The sequence below is a fragment of the Glaciimonas soli genome (assembly GCF_009497155.1).
GTDB classification, from domain to species: Bacteria; Pseudomonadota; Gammaproteobacteria; order Burkholderiales; family Burkholderiaceae_D; genus Glaciimonas; species Glaciimonas soli.
The window spans coordinates 87507-103337 of the sequence record NZ_WINI01000009.1 but is presented as its reverse complement, the minus strand read 5'-3'; the positions used below and the strand labels follow the sequence as shown (position 1 = coordinate 103337).

Sequence of the window (15831 nt, the reverse complement as noted above, 5' to 3'; positions counted from 1 at the left end):
GAGTTGTAATGCGAATGCGTGTTTTGTTGGTAGCGCTGTTGGTACCAGCCATGAGTATGGCAGCTGAAGGAATGTGGACATTAGATAATTTGCCGAAGGCGAAAATGCAAGCCGAATACGGCTTTACGCCAAGCGAAGCCTGGATTAAGCGCGCCATGCTGGGATCGGTGCGTATTGCCGGTGGTTGCTCGGCATCGTTTGTATCGAAAGACGGATTGGTCATGACCAATCATCATTGTGCTTCTGAATGTCTGGAACAATTATCGACCGCTAAGAAGAATTTGATTAAAGACGGCTTTCTGGCCAAGCGGCGTGAAGAAGAGTTGAGCTGCCCGGAGATTGAGTTGAATCGGTTGGAGCAAATCACCGATGTCACCGCACAGGTAAAGAGTGCGACTACTGGTCTCGACGGTGAGGCTTTCAAAAAAGCACAGAATGCGATCAAGGCTAAACTGTCGTCGGCCTGTGTTGGCAACGACAAAGAAACCGTGCGTTGCGACGTCGTCGATTTGTATCACGGCGGCCAATACGAAGTTTATAAATACCACCGTTTCCAGGATACCCGTCTGGTATGGGCACCGGAAAAAGCGGCGGCATTCTTCGGCGGCGATCCGGATAACTTCAACTTCCCACGCTATGACCTCGACATTGCCGTGTTGCGCGCCTACGAAGGTGGCAAGCCAGCTAAGATCGAAAGCTATTTCCCATTTAGTAAAAACGGCGCGGCAGCAGGTGAAATGGTGTTCGTGACCGGTCAACCTGGTTCTACCCAACGCCAGTTGACAGTCGCGCAATTGACGACTTTGCGCGATGTTACGCTGGTCAATTCGGTCATTAGTTTGTCCGAATTGCGCGGCGTACTGGAGCAGTACAGCAAGACTAGCCCGGAGGCAGCGCGTACCGCGGAACATATGTTGTTCGGAGTGGAAAATGGTTTCAAGGTACGCAGGGGACAACTTACTGCCTTGCTGGATCCTGCGCTGATGAAGCAAAAACAGGATGATGAAACCGCTTTGCGCCATTACGTTGCACAAAATCCGGCATTGCAAGCCAAGGTCGGCGGTGCCTGGGATGCGATTGCTGCGGCACAGCAAACGTATCGTCAAATTGAAGCGCCATTCGGCATGATTGAATGGGGTCGCGGTTTCAATAGCAAATATGCCAGTTACGCACGAACTTTAGTACGTGGAGCAGAAGAGCGCGCCAAGCCGAACGGTGAACGTTTGCCGGAATATGCCGACGCCAAACTACCCGAAGTGGAGCAAGATTTGTTTTCTACTGCGCCGGTTTATCCTGAGTTTGAAAAAGTGACACTGGGACTTTCTCTCACCAAGATGCGTGAAATGTTGGGCACGGATGATGCCTTCGTCAAGCAGGTGCTTGGCAAGCAATCGCCGGATCAATTAAGTGCAGCGTTAGTCGATCACACCACGTTAGGCGATCCGGCAGTGCGCAAGGCATTGTGGCAGGGCGGTAAAGAGGCGATCTTGAAATCGAATGATCCGTTTATCAAATTGGAATTAGCGATTGATCCGGCGGCGCGTGCGATTCGTACACGTTATGAAAAAGAAGTCGAATCGGTACAGCAAAAAAATTCTGAATTGATCGCGCAAGCACGCTTCAGCCAGCAAGGCACCAGCGCCTATCCCGATGCTACTTTCACGTTGCGTATGTCATACGGTGAAGTGAAAGGGTGGAAGGAAGGCGATCGTCAGATTCCACCGTTCACCACCATCGGTGGTGCATTTGCACGCGATACCGGTGCCGATCCGTTTGCTTTACCAGCGTCGTGGCATGCCGCCAGAAACAAACTCAATGTAGAGCAGCACTACGATTTGGTCAGCACTAACGACATCATCGGCGGCAATTCCGGTAGCCCGATGATCAATCGCAATGGCGAAATCGTCGGTTTGATTTTCGATGGCAATATCCATTCGTTAGGCGGTGCATTCTGGTACGACCCAGTCTTGAACCGTGCGGTTGCGGTTGATAGCGGTGCGATTCTGGAAACGCTGGACAAGGTATATGGCGGCAGCGAGTTGAAGAAAGAGATGCTGGGGCAGTAAATTTGTTGATGCCCCTTCTCCAGTCTGCGGGAGAAGGGGGTAAAGCTAATGAAGGGGAAACTGTCACTACTTGGTAGTCCAGCGTATACTGCACGACCACAACAAATGAATACCAACCAGGATAGCAATAATGAAAAAGACCGGAATGGCAAAGAGCGACGCCAAGAAGCTGATGGGTAAAATGCCCGCCCCTGGCGGCGCCAATTTTGGCAACAGTGCCGTACCAGTAATCGATAAACGTGAGCAGCGCAGGCTTGATCAGGCTGCAGGGCTGGTGCCGTTTGCAGTCAAACTCAACGGCGCCTTGGTGCAGCAGCTACAAACATTGGCGAAAGAGCGCGAATTAGACCTCAACCAGTTGGTTGCTGATTTGCTGAATAAAGGCCTGGAAGCTTGATAGAAAATTATTGTTAATATTGCATTTTTCATTAATGCACCAAAAACGAGCAAAGCATCATTTTAGGAAATGCACCTAAATGATGCTTTATTTTTTTATGCACTTTATCGGTGCATAAATGGCGATTGAAATAGGGTCGAGTTGGCATTGATATTGATCGGTTCCGCTCTCCGTTCAGTTAATAATGCGGGAAATCATTGCGAAAACAGGCTCAGCTCAGGCTTGAGATGCTGCTGGCGGATGGTGGCATGGATTCTGCTATCATCCAAGGTTGAGCATAAGCAGTATGATTTTTCGGTACAGATTTTTAATGCGGTATTGGGCAGTATACTTATCTGCAATTTTTTGAACACTTAGGAGATCCACATGGCAATGACGGCCGTAGAAGTTTTGAAGATGGTGAAAGACAATGAAGTGAAGTTTGTCGATTTTCGTTTTGCCGATACCAAGGGTAAAGAACAGCACGTGACTGTCCCTGTTTCGCATTTCGATATCGATAAATTTGAATCCGGTCATGCTTTTGATGGTTCTTCTATCGCTGGTTGGAAGGGTATTGAAGCGTCGGACATGATCTTGATGCCAGATCCAAACACTGCCAATATCGATCCGTTCATGGAAGAAACCACATTGTTCATGCAATGTGATGTAATCGAGCCATCAGACGGTAAAGGTTACGACCGTGACCCACGTTCTATCGCTAAACGCGCTGAAGCGTATCTGAAAGCATCCGGTTTGGGCGATACTGCTTACTTCGGTCCAGAGCCAGAATTCTTTATTTTCGACGATGTACGCTGGGGCGAAGATATGGCCGGCTGCTTCGTCAAGATCGGTTCACAAGAAGGTCCTTGGAGCAGCGCTGCCAAGATTGAAGGCGGCAATTCTGGGCATCGTCCACGCGTCAAAGGCGGCTATTTCCCAGTACCACCAGTGGATAGCTTCCAGGACATGCGTTCGGAAATGTGCTTGATCCTGGAATCGCTAGGCATTCCAGTTGAAGTGCATCATCATGAAGTTGCTGGCGCCGGTCAAAATGAAATCGGCACGAAATTCTCGACGTTGGTTGAGCGTGCTGACTGGACGCAAAACATGAAGTATGTGATCTGGAACGTTGCGCACACATACGGCAAGACAGCTACTTTCATGCCTAAGCCAATTTTCGGCGATAACGGTTCGGGTATGCACGTGCATCAATCAGTATGGAAAGACGGTAAAAACTTGTTCGCTGGCGACGGCTATGCAGGCTTGTCTGATTTCGCTCTGTACTACATCGGCGGTATCATCAAGCACGCTAAAGCATTGAACGCGATTACCAACCCAGGTACTAACTCGTACAAGCGTCTGGTTCCAGGCTATGAAGCACCAGTTAAACTGGCGTATTCAGCACGTAACCGTTCGGCATCTATCCGTATTCCGCACGTGCCGAATCCAAAAGGTCGTCGTATCGAAACGCGTTTCCCAGATCCACTGGCAAATCCGTACCTGTGTTTCGCTGCGTTGTTGATGGCAGGTCTGGACGGCGTACAAAACAAGATTCATCCGGGCGAAGCAGCATCGAAAGATCTGTACCACTTGCCACCAGAAGAAGACAAGTTGATCCCAACTGTGTGTTCATCGCTGGAAGAAGCGTTGGATGCATTGAACAAAGATCGCGAATTCTTGACACGCGGCGGCGTTTTCAGCGACAGCATGATTGATGCTTATCTGGAATTGAAGCAACAAGAAGTACAACGTATGCGCATGGTTCCGCATCCTATCGAATTTGATATGTACTATTCGGTATAAGCAGAAAAGCGACTACATGATGATTTTTTCGTAAGTGAAAATCATCTATTTGAAAGGGCAGAAAATTGTTTTTCTGCCCTTTTTTTATGGTTATTTAGGCGTCTGTTGATAGCAATATTAAATTTCCACAAAGAAACTATCATTTTTGCAGTATGGGTTTGTCAATGCCATAGGATTTGGCATAAACTGCTGTTTTGATTTACCCCTATGAATAAGAAGAGAGTCTATGAAAGAGCTTATGAAGCGTTTGCTCCCGATTTTAATCGCATTAAATGCATGTTTTTTGGTTAATAGTGCGGCGCATGCTCAAAGTACAGTTTATGTGTGCGAGAGTAACGGCGTTAAAGAATACAAAAACACCGGCGACACCAAAGGCTGTAAAAAAGCGGATTTGCCGGCACTGACAATCACGCATGATAAAGCACCATCTTCTGGCGATAATACCGCGCGCAGAGCAGCATCGGCCACGCCGGCGACACCGAGTGACTTCCCTAAAGTTGATGGCGGGACGCAAAAGAAACGTGATGATGACCGTCGTCAGATTTTGCAGGATGAATTAGCTGCAAAACAGAAAAAAATGGCAGATTTGCAAAGTGTGTACAACAACGGCGCGCCTGAGCGTCAAGGCAACGAACATAATTACGCTAAATATCAAGAACGCGTGGCAACCATGAAAGATGACATCAATCGCACGCAGCAAGATATTGATGCTTTGAATCGCGAGTTAGCGAAATAGAAATGGAAATAGCATTTCCGCAAAATCGTAAGTAAATAATGTTCAAGCATGGTATCAACCTTGCTTAGTATAAAAGGCCGCTGATGCGGCCTTTGTTTTTTGGCTACACTAGAAGCTGCGCTATATTCGTATCTTCCCCAGCCTGTGGATACGGGCTTAATTCCTCTCAAAGATTCCATGCCTACAAAACCCGCCGGCTTGTCCTCAACATTAATGGCAACAGATGGCCTTGAATTATTAGCCTCGGCGGTGCTGTTGTTAGATCCGCAAGGACGTATCGTCTATGTCAATCCGGCGGCAGAGAATTTACTGGAGAGCTCCTGCAAAATTCTGATCGGCCAAAAGCTGGAGGAATTGTTTTCGAACGGGGAATTATTAGCCGCATTATTCCAACAAGCATTGGCGCACCAGTTTGATGATGTGCGTCAGGATTTGATACTTGAGCGCTTCGGACGCGAATCCCTGTGGGTCGATAGCATCACTACCGCACTCGATCATGCCGCAACGCCGGTGTTGATAGAGCTGCGTGAAAATGTGCAGCAGTTGAAGCTGGAGCGTGAAGAACGCTTGATGGATCAGAGTCAGGTCAATAAAGAGTTGATACGCAATCTTGCGCATGAAATCAAAAACCCATTGGGTGGTATCCGTGGCGCGGCACAATTGCTGGAGTTGGAATTGCCGGAGCGGCATCTCAAAGAATTACGCGAATATACGCAAGTGATTATCAAAGAGGCTGATCGACTGCAAACCTTGGTGGATCGCTTGCTGGCGCCGCACCGTCTGGCGCACATTGTTGGTGATGTGAATATTCATGAAGTGTGCGAGCGTGTGCGCAGTTTGATCGTGGCAGAGTTCCCGGTTGGGTTGACCATCAAGCGTGATTACGATTTGTCGATCCCGCAATTTCGGGGCGATAAAGAACAACTGATACAAGCTGTGCTCAACATCGCGCACAACGCAGCGCAAGCCTTATCTGAGCGGATACAAGCTGGCGATGCAGAGCTCATTTTTCAAACCAGAGTGCTGCGCCAAGTCACGCTCAGCAAGGTGCGCTACCGGCTGGCACTAGACTTGCATATCATTGACAATGGACCGGGCATCCCTGTCGATATTCAGGAGAGAATCTTTTATCCCCTGGTATCGGGGCGTGAAGGTGGCAGCGGTTTGGGGCTGACTTTGGCGCAGACGTTTGTGCAGCAGCATATGGGTGTGATCGAATGCGAAAGCCAACCGGGTTGTACCGATTTTCGGGTGTTGATACCGTTGCCGTAAATATTTGTTTAGTCCCCTCTCTCGCAGACGGGAGAGGGCTAGGGTGAGGGGCGTTGCTGACCGCGGTTTTACCAAAACTGCGGATCGCATGAACCTCCATCCCAACCCTTCTCCGGCTTGCGGGAGAAGGACTTAAAAGCATGAAATTTGCAGGGAAAATATGAAACCAATCTGGATCGTGGACGACGATGAATCAATCCGCTGGGTGTTGGAAAAAGCCTTGGCACGCGAGAATCTGGTCACTAAAAGCTTTTCTAATGCACGCGATGCAATGGAAGCTTTGCAAGTCAGCACACCACAAGTATTGGTATCCGATATTCGCATGCCGGGCGCATCGGGTCTGGAATTATTGCAGACTATTAAAGCCAAACATCCAGGCGTGCCAGTGATTATCATCACCGCTTTTTCTGATCTGGATTCGGCTGTTGCAGCGTTCCAAGGTGGTGCATTTGAATATCTGGCGAAACCTTTTGACTTGGATAAAGCCGTAGAGTTAATCCGTCGTGCATTGACTGAAAGCCTGCGCGAAATAAATGTCGAGCAAGATGCTACGCAAACGCCGGAAATTTTGGGGCAAGCACCAGCCATGCAAGATGTGTTTCGCGCCATTGGACGGCTATCGCAATCGAATGTAACCGTGCTCATTACTGGTGAGTCCGGTACCGGGAAAGAACTGGTTGCGCGCGCTTTGCACAAACATAGTCCACGCGCATCGCAACCGTTTATCGCGTTGAATACAGCTGCAATTCCCAAAGATTTACTGGAGTCGGAATTGTTTGGCCATGAGCGTGGTGCCTTCACTGGCGCTCAAGCATCGCGCCGTGGTCGCTTTGAACAGGCTGAAGGTGGCACACTGTTTTTGGATGAAATTGGCGACATGCCATTTGATTTGCAAACACGATTATTGCGCGTGTTATCCGACGGCCATTTTTATCGTGTCGGCGGCCATCAATCACTTAAAGCCAATGTAAGGGTCATCGCGGCAACCCATCAAAATCTGGAAACCCGCGTGCGCGAAGGCTTGTTCCGCGAAGACTTGTATCATCGCCTCAATGTGATACGCCTGCGTCTGCCTAGCTTGCGTGAACGACGTGAAGATATTCCGATTCTGACGCGTTATTTCCTCAGCCAAAGTGCCAAGCAACTTGGTGGCGAAAGTAAGCGGATGTCAGATAATGCCATGCATTTCATGAGCAGCCTGGAATTGCCCGGTAATGTGCGTCAGCTGGAAAATCTGTGTAACTGGATCACAGTGATGGCGCCCGGACAGACTGTAGAAATCAAGGATTTGCCGCAAGATTTGTTGACGCAAAATACGCAGTCATCTGAGCCATTTACGACAGAAATAGATCATCGCGATCAGCCATCAGAGAACACACTTTCTGCAACTATACCTGGTCCCGTTGTACAAGCGATATCAGCCCCAACGGAAAATCATGGCAATTGGCTGCAACTGTTGGAGTTCGAAGCGGCAACGATGCTGGCACGCGGTGATGCCGATGTCATGGATGCTTTGGGACGGCAATTTGAATCGACATTGATCAAGATTGCGCTGAAACATACGCATGGTCGTAAAAATGATGCGGCGGTACGTTTAGGAATAGGGCGCAATACGATTACGCGCAAGATTGCTGAGTTGGGGATTGCTGGCGCAAAGGACGAGTGATAAGCAAAAATAAAGCAGGTCGGAAAGCCGTCGCGCTTTCCGACTTACTCTTCACTTTCCACCACGTCCGAACGACGCTTACGCGGTCTGACCAATGCGGGATCGCAGCCGAGATGTTCCAGGACGCAGGCGGCAACCTGGTCCCTGTCATTGTCGACGCAAATCATGTGATAACTGTTTTCCAGCACCACCAATTTGGCGTGTTGAGCACCAATTTCTTTAAGCAAAAACTCAGAGGAACGCAAACTGGTCAGTTCATCTTCGCGCGCATGGACTAGCAACGTCGGGCAGCTAATATTGTTGAGACCTTCCTTTACCCATTTACGTAAGCGATCAACTTGCTGTACGCAATACAGCGGTATCCATTGATAATGAAAATTATCGCCGCGGGCAAATTTAGCTTTGATGATGGAGCGTACCAATTCATTTTTGACGCCGAATGGTTCTTCTTCTTCCACTTTCATGGTACGGGTCGTATTTGGCATGAAGCGATAAACAAAATAGCGCAGAAAGCGATACCAAGGGGTGGACCAGCCATCCAGATATAACGGTGGTGCTAATGCAATCAGGCGACCTTTAGTGTGACGCTCTTGCTTGACCACTTCGATTGCCAGCAGTGCGCCCATGCACATGCCCATCACATGCAAAGTGTCGTACTGTGGTAACAGCTCACGATATTTTGCGCGCACCTCTTCCACCCAGTCTTCAGCAGTGACGCCTAATAAATCTTCGGGCTGTCCTGCGTGTCCTGGCAAGGTGAGCGTATGCGTATCCATACCCGCACGCTTAAGTATTTTCCCCATCATGCCTAAATCATATTGGGTGCCGCCTAGTCCGTGGACCAGCAGAATACCGACCGAGCTAGTGGTAACTTCCATGTTCTATTTTTTCCCTTAACCTTTCGGCTGTTGGGGGAGGACAAAGGCAGGCGTTTCTTCGCGGGACAGCAGCCCTTCTACCTTATAAATCTGGCCATCGAAATCAATGATAGGTGCGCCGCTGGCGACGATCGTTTGATAGTGCCCATCTTTGCCTTTAAAACGGAAACGAGCGTGATGAGTGACGATATCTTCTTCAGCAAATTCGACGGACAAGTCAGCCAGACCGACATGCTCTGTGACGATCTGACGGTCTTCTGGATGAACATGTTGAAGAAAATCCTGCAACGACTCCAGCTCTTCAGACGGCATGCCCAGCAAGTTTTGGACATCACCACCCCAACTGATTTTTTCATCGCGCGGATCTAATTCATACATCAGATGGCGACTTGATAACAGCGCTGCCTCAAAACGGGTTTTCCATGCGGAAGCTTGTTGCAGCGAGCGTTGATGATTACTGCTCAGTGCAGCCATTAACAACGCTAGTAATCCGGCTGCAGCAATGTAACCTTGTGCATCTAGCAATGCCTCTCCATTGAAGCTTTGGGTCAGCCAGAATGGGCCGATCTGAAATAATGAGCAACTACCTACGATCAATGCGAACGGGACCAGAACCAGCGTTGCGCCACGTTGTTCCCATACCATCGCCACTAAAACGACAAATAGTAGCGGTATGTAGGTCACTTCATCCAGCGTTGTTCCGAATAATGCAACGCTGAACGGCCCATAAAACACGACTGTGGTACTGATGATGGCAAATAGGAAAAATGCGCCTCCCAAACCAAGATCTTGCCAACTCGGGCCGCCAGAGCGTTTGATGCGAAAATCCGACCACGCTAATACTAACGGTGCGCCGATTAAACAGCCGAGCGCGTTAGATAAGGCCCAGGTTAGCCAGAGAGAAAGATGAACATGATGATGGCCTACAACTTGGAGGAAAATGGTGGCGAAGGCACCGCCGAGTACGCTGACGACTAACACCAAACCAACAAACCAAAGCAAACTGACAGGATGAGTAAGGGTATTTTGACGTGCTGTTTGTCGTTGCCAAATGTAGGCGATGACAGCCATAGAAATGATATTCGTCAGTACAAATATGACGGTCACGAACGTTGCATGGTCACTAAAAAACAAGCCGGAAAGAAAATGTAAGGCCGCTGCCAGCACCAGCCAATAACCCCAGCGAGGTATCGGGCTGATCATTAAGGTGCCGAGTAAAATGCCACCAGCTGGCCAATATACGCTTGCCAGCATTTTTACGTCTCGCACCCCTGTGCAGAGAAAAGCCAGACCGCCGTATATCAGAATGAACAACAATAAATGGAATAGGGAAGGTCTTTTCATGGGGGCTTTGACTATTAATTTAAGGAATTGTTCTGAGCTGGGACTCTATTTAATGCTATTTGACAATACTTATCTAGTCATAAATGACGACTTTAGCATTAATGCGTTCCGCTATAACCCATTCCCAGCGACAAATCGCGCGCGCGTTGTACCACCAGCGTGATGTAGGTCTGCAGATTTTCTGTTGTGATCCGGCTAGCCGGTCCGGAAATGCCCAATGCGGCAATGACATTGCCACTGGCATCGCGGATGGGCGCGGCGATGGCTACTGCATCGGTGGACATTTCGCCGAATGAAGTGCTGTAACCTACGGTGCTGATCTCTTTGATTTGCTGCGCCAATTGGCTGGAATCAGTGATGGTGTGGTTGGTGAAGTGTTGCAGAGGCTGATTTAATACCGCTTCTTGCACGGCCGCTGGTGCATAGGCCAATAATATTTTGGATGAGGCGCCAGCATACAGTGGCCGACGGTTACCTACCTCACCATGGACACGCACAGCATGGGTCGATTCCCAGCGAGCGACACAGACGCTCTCCAGACCATCGCGCACTCGTAGCTGGACATTTTCGTTACACACGCCGCCAATGTCACGCAAGTGGCTGCGTGCGATACGTACCAAACCAACTTGTTCTTGTGCTGCGACCCCGAGATACAGTGCTTTGTGACCTAAATGGTAGGTAGGCACAATACCATCGCGGTGTAGCAGCCCACGTTGCTCCAAGGTATACAACAAACGAAACGTGCGAGCTTTGGTATTGCCGGACTTGATGGCTAATTCCGTCACACCCAATCCAGGCGCTTGTGCAACCAATAAAAGTAGTGATATCGCTTCGTCTACTGCTGCAACGGTGTAATCGGTCATGGGATGAGAACAGAGGTTTAATTTGCTTGCAGTTTATCCCTTATATAGCGCGCCAACAATCCGCACAGTGTGGTCAAATTTTGCTGCAGCACAGGAAAACCAGCATTATAGGCCAGTGTTTTTTCATCCATGTATAAAGCGCGATTGATTTCGATTTGTATGCTGTAACGGCCCTGTTGCGGATTGCTATAGGCACGAACCAGTTCTGCGCCGCGATAAGGGTTATTGATGTTGACGATATAACCCATCGCGCGCAATTGTTCGGCAATCCACAAAACGAAGGACGGATCGGCGGAGCTGCCATCGCGATCACCTAATACAAAATCCGGTCGTGCTGCGCCATTATCGATATTCATTGCATTGCCGACGGATTTCATCGAGTGACAATCGATATGCCATACCTGACCAAAACGCGCATGGGCATGATGGATCAGATCTTGTAACTGCTGATGATACGGATCGTAGTACTGGGTCAAGCGATGCTGGACTTCTGCGATACTGAGTTTGCGGTCATACATGGCCACACCGGGTAGAGCATAGCGACGGATTAAACCCATGCCAGCCTTGCTTTTTTCTGATACCTGTATCGCTTCCGGCCACGCATCATCGAGTAATTCCGGGTCAATATCAAGGCGACTGCGGTTCAGATCAATATAAGAGCGATGGTTTTGCGCAGCTAATAAAGTCGCGCCATGTTTTACCGCACCGCTCCACAATTGATCAACGTAAGCATCCCATCCGCTGTCGATGGCGGCCTGCGGCGCAATCGCTTGCATATCTTCCGGGCAGTGGCGACTGGAGTGAGGGGAATCGAAAATGAGCGGGATTTCGGCGACATCCGGTTGTGGGACTATCAGTGTGTATGGTGTTTGCATAAACTTCCTAAAATATTCAGTAGCCAGTCTCAACCGCAATCGCCATGATGACTATCGAGCAAACAGTCAAGATGGCAAACAGCGGCAAGATGAAGCGCAGCCAGGCGGTGTAGTTGACACGACCAGTGGCAAGATAAGCTAGCAACATGCCGGAGGTTGGGGTAATCATGTTCGTGAGGCCATTGCCAAACAAAAATGCCAGCACCACGCTCTGGCCGCTGACGCCAGACAGATGGCCAATCGGTCCCAGTATTGGCATGCTGATTGCTGCTTTGCCGGAAGTGGACGGGATCAGCACGTCGAGCACCATTTGTATAAAGACCATACCTTCAGCAGCAAAGATGCGGCTGCGGCCTTCAACGATGCCTGCCAGATGATTAATCACGGTGTCCAACACCAGACTGTCATGCAAAATGATTTCGACTGCTTTCGCCAGGCCAATCAGCAGCGCAGCTAACATCATGCCTTTCATGCCATCGACAAAAGCCTCGCATGCAATGCGCATAGACATGCGTGCGACGCAGGCGATCAGCATGCCTTCAAAAATATAGAATGCGCCTAATTGGGTATCGCCCCAATGCCATACGCTGGTGCCAATGATCAGCATGACAATGCTGATAGCGACAATTGCCAATACCATGAGGTGTTGTGCGGATAAGCGGGTTTCCCGATTCAGTTCGGTCGGCAGTGTGTAGCCGGTGCGTTTGACATACAGCAAAAGGTAGGCAATACCGATGACCAGATATAAGACAAAAATGATCAGGCGCAGCCCTGCGCCGCTGAGCAATGGCACACCGACTATCGGTTGCGCAATCACTAACGCTAATGGGTTGGTGACCGATGCCAGATAGCCGATTTTAGCGGCAATGGCGACTAACGCCGTGGCAAATAATGGCCCCAGATTTAAGCGTTTTGCCAGTATCAGCATCATGGGAATGATCACCAGATATTCAGAAACCAAACCTAGAAAAGTACTGCCGCAAGCAATCGCCAGCATCAGCACAGGTGTCAGGATATAGACATTGCCTTTAGTTAAATTCAGTAGCCGGTCGATGCCCGCATCGAGTGCGCCACTTTTACGCAGCACGCCAAACATGCCGCCGATGAACATCACCATAAACACTAGCTGTGCACTTTTTGTCAGGCCAACCGGGATGCTGGAAACGGCAGAAAAAATGCTGGCAGGATAGGCATGTTCAGCGGTGCTTTTGGGAGGGTTCGGATTAACTAAAGCGCTGAGGTCGCGATCTTTGTCTATCAAATGAAAGGTGCCGGGAACGACTAATTTTTCATGTCGCTGGAACTCACCGGAATCTAAAACATAGGTTAAGCCGATAGCAATCAGGATAATGAGCAACATCATCGCAACCGGATGCAGCATGCGACTTGTGCCGTGAGATGGTTGATCGTTGGAAGGGGCGGCGGTGGATGTTGCCATTGGAACTCCATGCGGTTTAGCCTCTGTGAAAAAGCATCGTGCAGGCCAGAAAAATGTTGCATTTTTGGCCCGCACGATGGCTATTCGACAGAAGTTTTAATAACAATTACTTAGAATTTATGGCGTATACCAAGCGTGATAGCGTTTTGTGTATTTGCTACGCCTGATGCGCCGCCTACGATACCTGGATTGTACATATTGCTGGCACGCAGATTGGCGTAATAGCTGTAGATATCGGTGCGTTTTGACAGTGCGTAATCTGCTCCGAGATTGATCTGCGTCAAACGTCCTTTGGTGTCGGTGCCAACGAAGCTATAGCGTGATTGCAATACGCTGGTTATCAATTTCCATGTACCGGTGAGTTGGTAGTCTAGACCTAAATCGAATACGTTAGTGCTGTTGTTGTTCGCGCCAGCGGCAGAGAAATAGGAGGTCGGCGCACCAATGGTGCCGGGGGTAAATTTGGTGTCGAAAGATGCTGTGTTACCACCGAAAGTCGCCAGCGGCTGCATGGTTTTCGACCAGGCGCCATAGATTCTAAATGGTCCGGTTTTATAGCTGGAACCTAACATCCATGTTTTGATGCAAGTATCACCAACCTTGCCATGACCAGCTACGCAGGCACCCTGATCGCTAGAAGGATAGGCGGTGCTGCCCAACTTCGATTGCCAATAACCAAAGCCGATACCAAATGGCCCATTGTCGTAATTTGCTCCTAAGCCTATAGATTGACCGCTAGATGTGGAGCCCGCTGCTTCGCCGAAGCCATAAGTAGCGTTGGCAGTGAAACCCGCGATATTTTTTGTGTCATAGCGAATTTGATTATTGGCGCGATTCCCACCTACGCGGTCAAGATTGTTGTCATGTACGCCATTAATGAACAAGCCAAAATCGTAGACACTAGAATAGTAGGTAGCGATTTCGTCGATGAAATCTTTTCTGCGCCCGAGTTGTACCGTACCGTACCCGCCTGACAATCCGACGACGGAAGTACGCCCAAACAGCAAGCCGCCTTGTGTTGAGGCGCCCGTGGTACCAGAGAAGCCGCCTTCCAGAATAAACAGCGCTTTCATGCCGCCGCCTAAATCTTCCACGCCTTTAAAACCGAAGCGCGATTGTTGTAAATCACCGGAGTCGACTCCCAATTTGCTGCCAGTAGCACGCGGAGCGTCAGCACTGGGCGTGGCAATTTTGTTGTTATAACTAATACTGGTGTCGATCAAACCATAAATGGTCACACTGGATTGCGCTTGCGCGATATTCGTTGTTGTGATGGCACAAGCGCCAAGTACGGAAAGTGCTATTAAAGATTTTTTCAAAATGGATATCCCCTCGTTATCAACCTATGGAATGCAGCTAGCGCAAAGGCGTCTATTGTCGAGATCGCCCAGCCGGTTAGTGCAATGTAAGATGGTCTTTGTTTTATCTAATGAAACAAAGTATTGTTGTTTGAAACAATGATAGATTTGAAGAGGGGAATGTGTCAACCGATTTACGTAAGTCATGCAATAAAAAAGCCACTTCCTTTGAAGTGGCTTTTTGGTTTTTGCTGAAACTACTTCGTCAAACTCAACGCTGGCGTTGACTAAATCAAGTAGCTTACTTTGCAACAGTTCCTGCGGTTTTAGTGTTGGGTTTCACCACCACTGTACAAGTCATCCCCGCTGCAAGAGTAATACCATCCGGTACTTTATCAATATGAATGCGCACTGGTACGCGTTGTGCCAGGCGTACCCAGTTAAAGCTAGGATTGACGTTGGCCAGGCCGTTACTGCTGGGGGCGTTGTCACGATCGGTGATACCACGCGCGATGCTGTCGATGTGACCGTTGATGATTTTATCGTTCCCTAACAACTGGATTTCTGCCGGGTCACCGGCTTTCATCAATGGTATTTTATTTTCCTCAAAATAGCCGTAAACCCAGAATGAGCTGGCATCGATCACCGTCATTTTTGGCGCACCGGCTTGCGCATAATCGCCGGGATAGACATTCAGATTAGCGATCCAGCCATCGGCTGGCGCACGGACTTCAGTGCGCGCCAGATTGACTTTGGCGAGGTCGCGTGCGGCTAATGCGGCTTGATAAGTGGCTTGTGCGGAAGAGGCATCTGCGCTGAAATTTTCACGTACCTCGCTGGAAATCACATCGACGTCCAGCGCCGCGCGGCGCGCTGCATCGCGTTGTTTGGCGGAGAGTGCGATTTTATGCTGGGCGACCACCGCTTCAGCTTGTGCCAGCGCATAAGTGTAATTTGCCGGGTCTATTTTCATCAACAGATCGCCTTTATGAACAAAGGCATTGTCGCGTACAGGCACTTCTAACACACGACCGGCAACATCAGAGGCAACCGTGATCACATCGGCACGGACCCGGCCATCGCGGGTCCAGGGTGAGTTCATATAGTGATCCCACAGTTTTTGCGTGAGGATAAAAGCGATGACGACCACGATTAGCGTGATCGCAGCCTTGATAATAATTTTGATGAAGTCAGATAATTTCATAATGAATCCGTT

Annotated in this window: 13 protein-coding genes; 6 read left to right on the top strand and 7 right to left on the bottom strand. The window is 49.2% G+C overall.

From position 1 onward, the window contains the following. Positions 1 to 8 precede the first annotated feature (8 nt). The 6 genes from GEV47_RS17245 (at position 9) to ntrC (ending at position 7919) form a co-directional block, all read left to right on the top strand. Positions 9 to 2066: a S46 family peptidase gene (locus GEV47_RS17245; protein WP_153236039.1), complete on the top strand. Its 2058-nt coding sequence runs from the start codon at positions 9 to 11 to the stop codon at positions 2064 to 2066. A gap of 130 nt (positions 2067 to 2196) precedes the next feature. Beyond that, on the top strand, positions 2197 to 2463 hold the full coding sequence (locus GEV47_RS17240; protein WP_153236038.1) for a hypothetical protein: 267 nt from the start codon (positions 2197 to 2199) through the stop codon (positions 2461 to 2463). Positions 2464 to 2829: 366 nt separating this feature from the next. Then, a complete protein-coding gene (gene glnA / locus GEV47_RS17235) occupies positions 2830 to 4245 on the top strand; it encodes a type I glutamate--ammonia ligase (RefSeq protein WP_153236037.1) in 1416 nt (471 codons plus the stop codon). Between the two features lie 238 nt (positions 4246 to 4483). Further along, positions 4484 to 4981, top strand: a complete 498-nt coding sequence (locus GEV47_RS17230; RefSeq protein WP_153236171.1) for a DUF4124 domain-containing protein — start codon at positions 4484 to 4486, stop codon at positions 4979 to 4981. A 177-nt stretch (positions 4982 to 5158) separates the two neighbouring features. Next, positions 5159 to 6253 carry a nitrogen regulation protein NR(II) gene (gene glnL, locus GEV47_RS17225; protein ID WP_194270695.1) on the top strand — a complete coding sequence of 365 codons (1095 nt, stop codon included), beginning with the start codon at positions 5159 to 5161 and terminating at the stop codon, positions 6251 to 6253. A gap of 160 nt (positions 6254 to 6413) precedes the next feature. Further along, positions 6414 to 7919: a nitrogen regulation protein NR(I) gene (ntrC, locus tag GEV47_RS17220; RefSeq protein WP_153236036.1), complete on the top strand. Its 1506-nt coding sequence runs from the start codon at positions 6414 to 6416 to the stop codon at positions 7917 to 7919. A 44-nt stretch (positions 7920 to 7963) separates the two neighbouring features. Here the strand turns inward: ntrC and GEV47_RS17215 are convergent, their stop codons facing one another. The 7 genes from GEV47_RS17215 to GEV47_RS17185 all read right to left on the bottom strand — a co-directional run bounded on the left by GEV47_RS17215 (position 7964) and on the right by GEV47_RS17185 (position 15819). Next, the gene (locus tag GEV47_RS17215) at positions 7964 to 8797 is read right to left on the bottom strand and encodes an alpha/beta hydrolase (protein WP_153236035.1); all 834 of its coding nucleotides are present in this window, start codon (positions 8795 to 8797) and stop codon (positions 7964 to 7966) included. 15 nt (positions 8798 to 8812) lie between these two features. After that, a complete protein-coding gene (locus GEV47_RS17210; RefSeq protein ID WP_153236034.1) occupies positions 8813 to 10141 on the bottom strand; it encodes an MASE1 domain-containing protein in 1329 nt (442 codons plus the stop codon). 98 nt (positions 10142 to 10239) lie between these two features. Next, positions 10240 to 11004 carry an IclR family transcriptional regulator gene (locus GEV47_RS17205; protein ID WP_153236033.1) on the bottom strand — a complete coding sequence of 255 codons (765 nt, stop codon included), beginning with the start codon at positions 11002 to 11004 and terminating at the stop codon, positions 10240 to 10242. Positions 11005 to 11021: 17 nt separating this feature from the next. Then, positions 11022 to 11879, bottom strand: a complete 858-nt coding sequence (locus tag GEV47_RS17200) for an N-formylglutamate amidohydrolase (protein ID WP_153236032.1) — start codon at positions 11877 to 11879, stop codon at positions 11022 to 11024. A gap of 16 nt (positions 11880 to 11895) precedes the next feature. Further along, complete coding sequence (locus GEV47_RS17195) at positions 11896 to 13317, bottom strand: YfcC family protein (protein ID WP_153236031.1); 1422 nt, start codon at positions 13315 to 13317, stop codon at positions 11896 to 11898. 110 nt (positions 13318 to 13427) lie between these two features. Next, entirely contained in the window at positions 13428 to 14636 is a 1209-nt protein-coding gene (locus tag GEV47_RS17190) for a porin (protein ID WP_153236030.1), read from the bottom strand. A 280-nt stretch (positions 14637 to 14916) separates the two neighbouring features. After that, positions 14917 to 15819 (bottom strand): efflux RND transporter periplasmic adaptor subunit, encoded by a 903-nt coding sequence (locus GEV47_RS17185; protein ID WP_153236029.1) that lies wholly within the window; start codon positions 15817 to 15819, stop codon positions 14917 to 14919. Positions 15820 to 15831 lie beyond the last annotated feature (12 nt).

Bases quoted from the DNA above. Each gene is read 5' to 3' on its own strand.
- GEV47_RS17185 (WP_153236029.1), bottom strand. From the start codon at position 15,819: ATGAAATTATCTGACTTCATCAAAATTATTATCAAGGCTGCGATCACG.
- GEV47_RS17245 (WP_153236039.1), top strand. From the start codon at position 9: ATGCGAATGCGTGTTTTGTTGGTAGCGCTGTTGGTACCAGCCATGAGT.
- GEV47_RS17195 (WP_153236031.1), bottom strand. From the start codon at position 13,317: ATGGCAACATCCACCGCCGCCCCTTCCAACGATCAACCATCTCACGGC.
- glnA (WP_153236037.1), top strand. From the start codon at position 2,830: ATGGCAATGACGGCCGTAGAAGTTTTGAAGATGGTGAAAGACAATGAA.
- glnL (WP_194270695.1), top strand. From the start codon at position 5,159: ATGCCTACAAAACCCGCCGGCTTGTCCTCAACATTAATGGCAACAGAT.
- GEV47_RS17210 (WP_153236034.1), bottom strand. From the start codon at position 10,141: ATGAAAAGACCTTCCCTATTCCATTTATTGTTGTTCATTCTGATATAC.
- GEV47_RS17205 (WP_153236033.1), bottom strand. From the start codon at position 11,004: ATGACCGATTACACCGTTGCAGCAGTAGACGAAGCGATATCACTACTT.
- GEV47_RS17200 (WP_153236032.1), bottom strand. From the start codon at position 11,879: ATGCAAACACCATACACACTGATAGTCCCACAACCGGATGTCGCCGAA.
- GEV47_RS17230 (WP_153236171.1), top strand. From the start codon at position 4,484: ATGAAGCGTTTGCTCCCGATTTTAATCGCATTAAATGCATGTTTTTTG.
- GEV47_RS17240 (WP_153236038.1), top strand. From the start codon at position 2,197: ATGAAAAAGACCGGAATGGCAAAGAGCGACGCCAAGAAGCTGATGGGT.
- GEV47_RS17215 (WP_153236035.1), bottom strand. From the start codon at position 8,797: ATGGAAGTTACCACTAGCTCGGTCGGTATTCTGCTGGTCCACGGACTA.
- ntrC (WP_153236036.1), top strand. From the start codon at position 6,414: ATGAAACCAATCTGGATCGTGGACGACGATGAATCAATCCGCTGGGTG.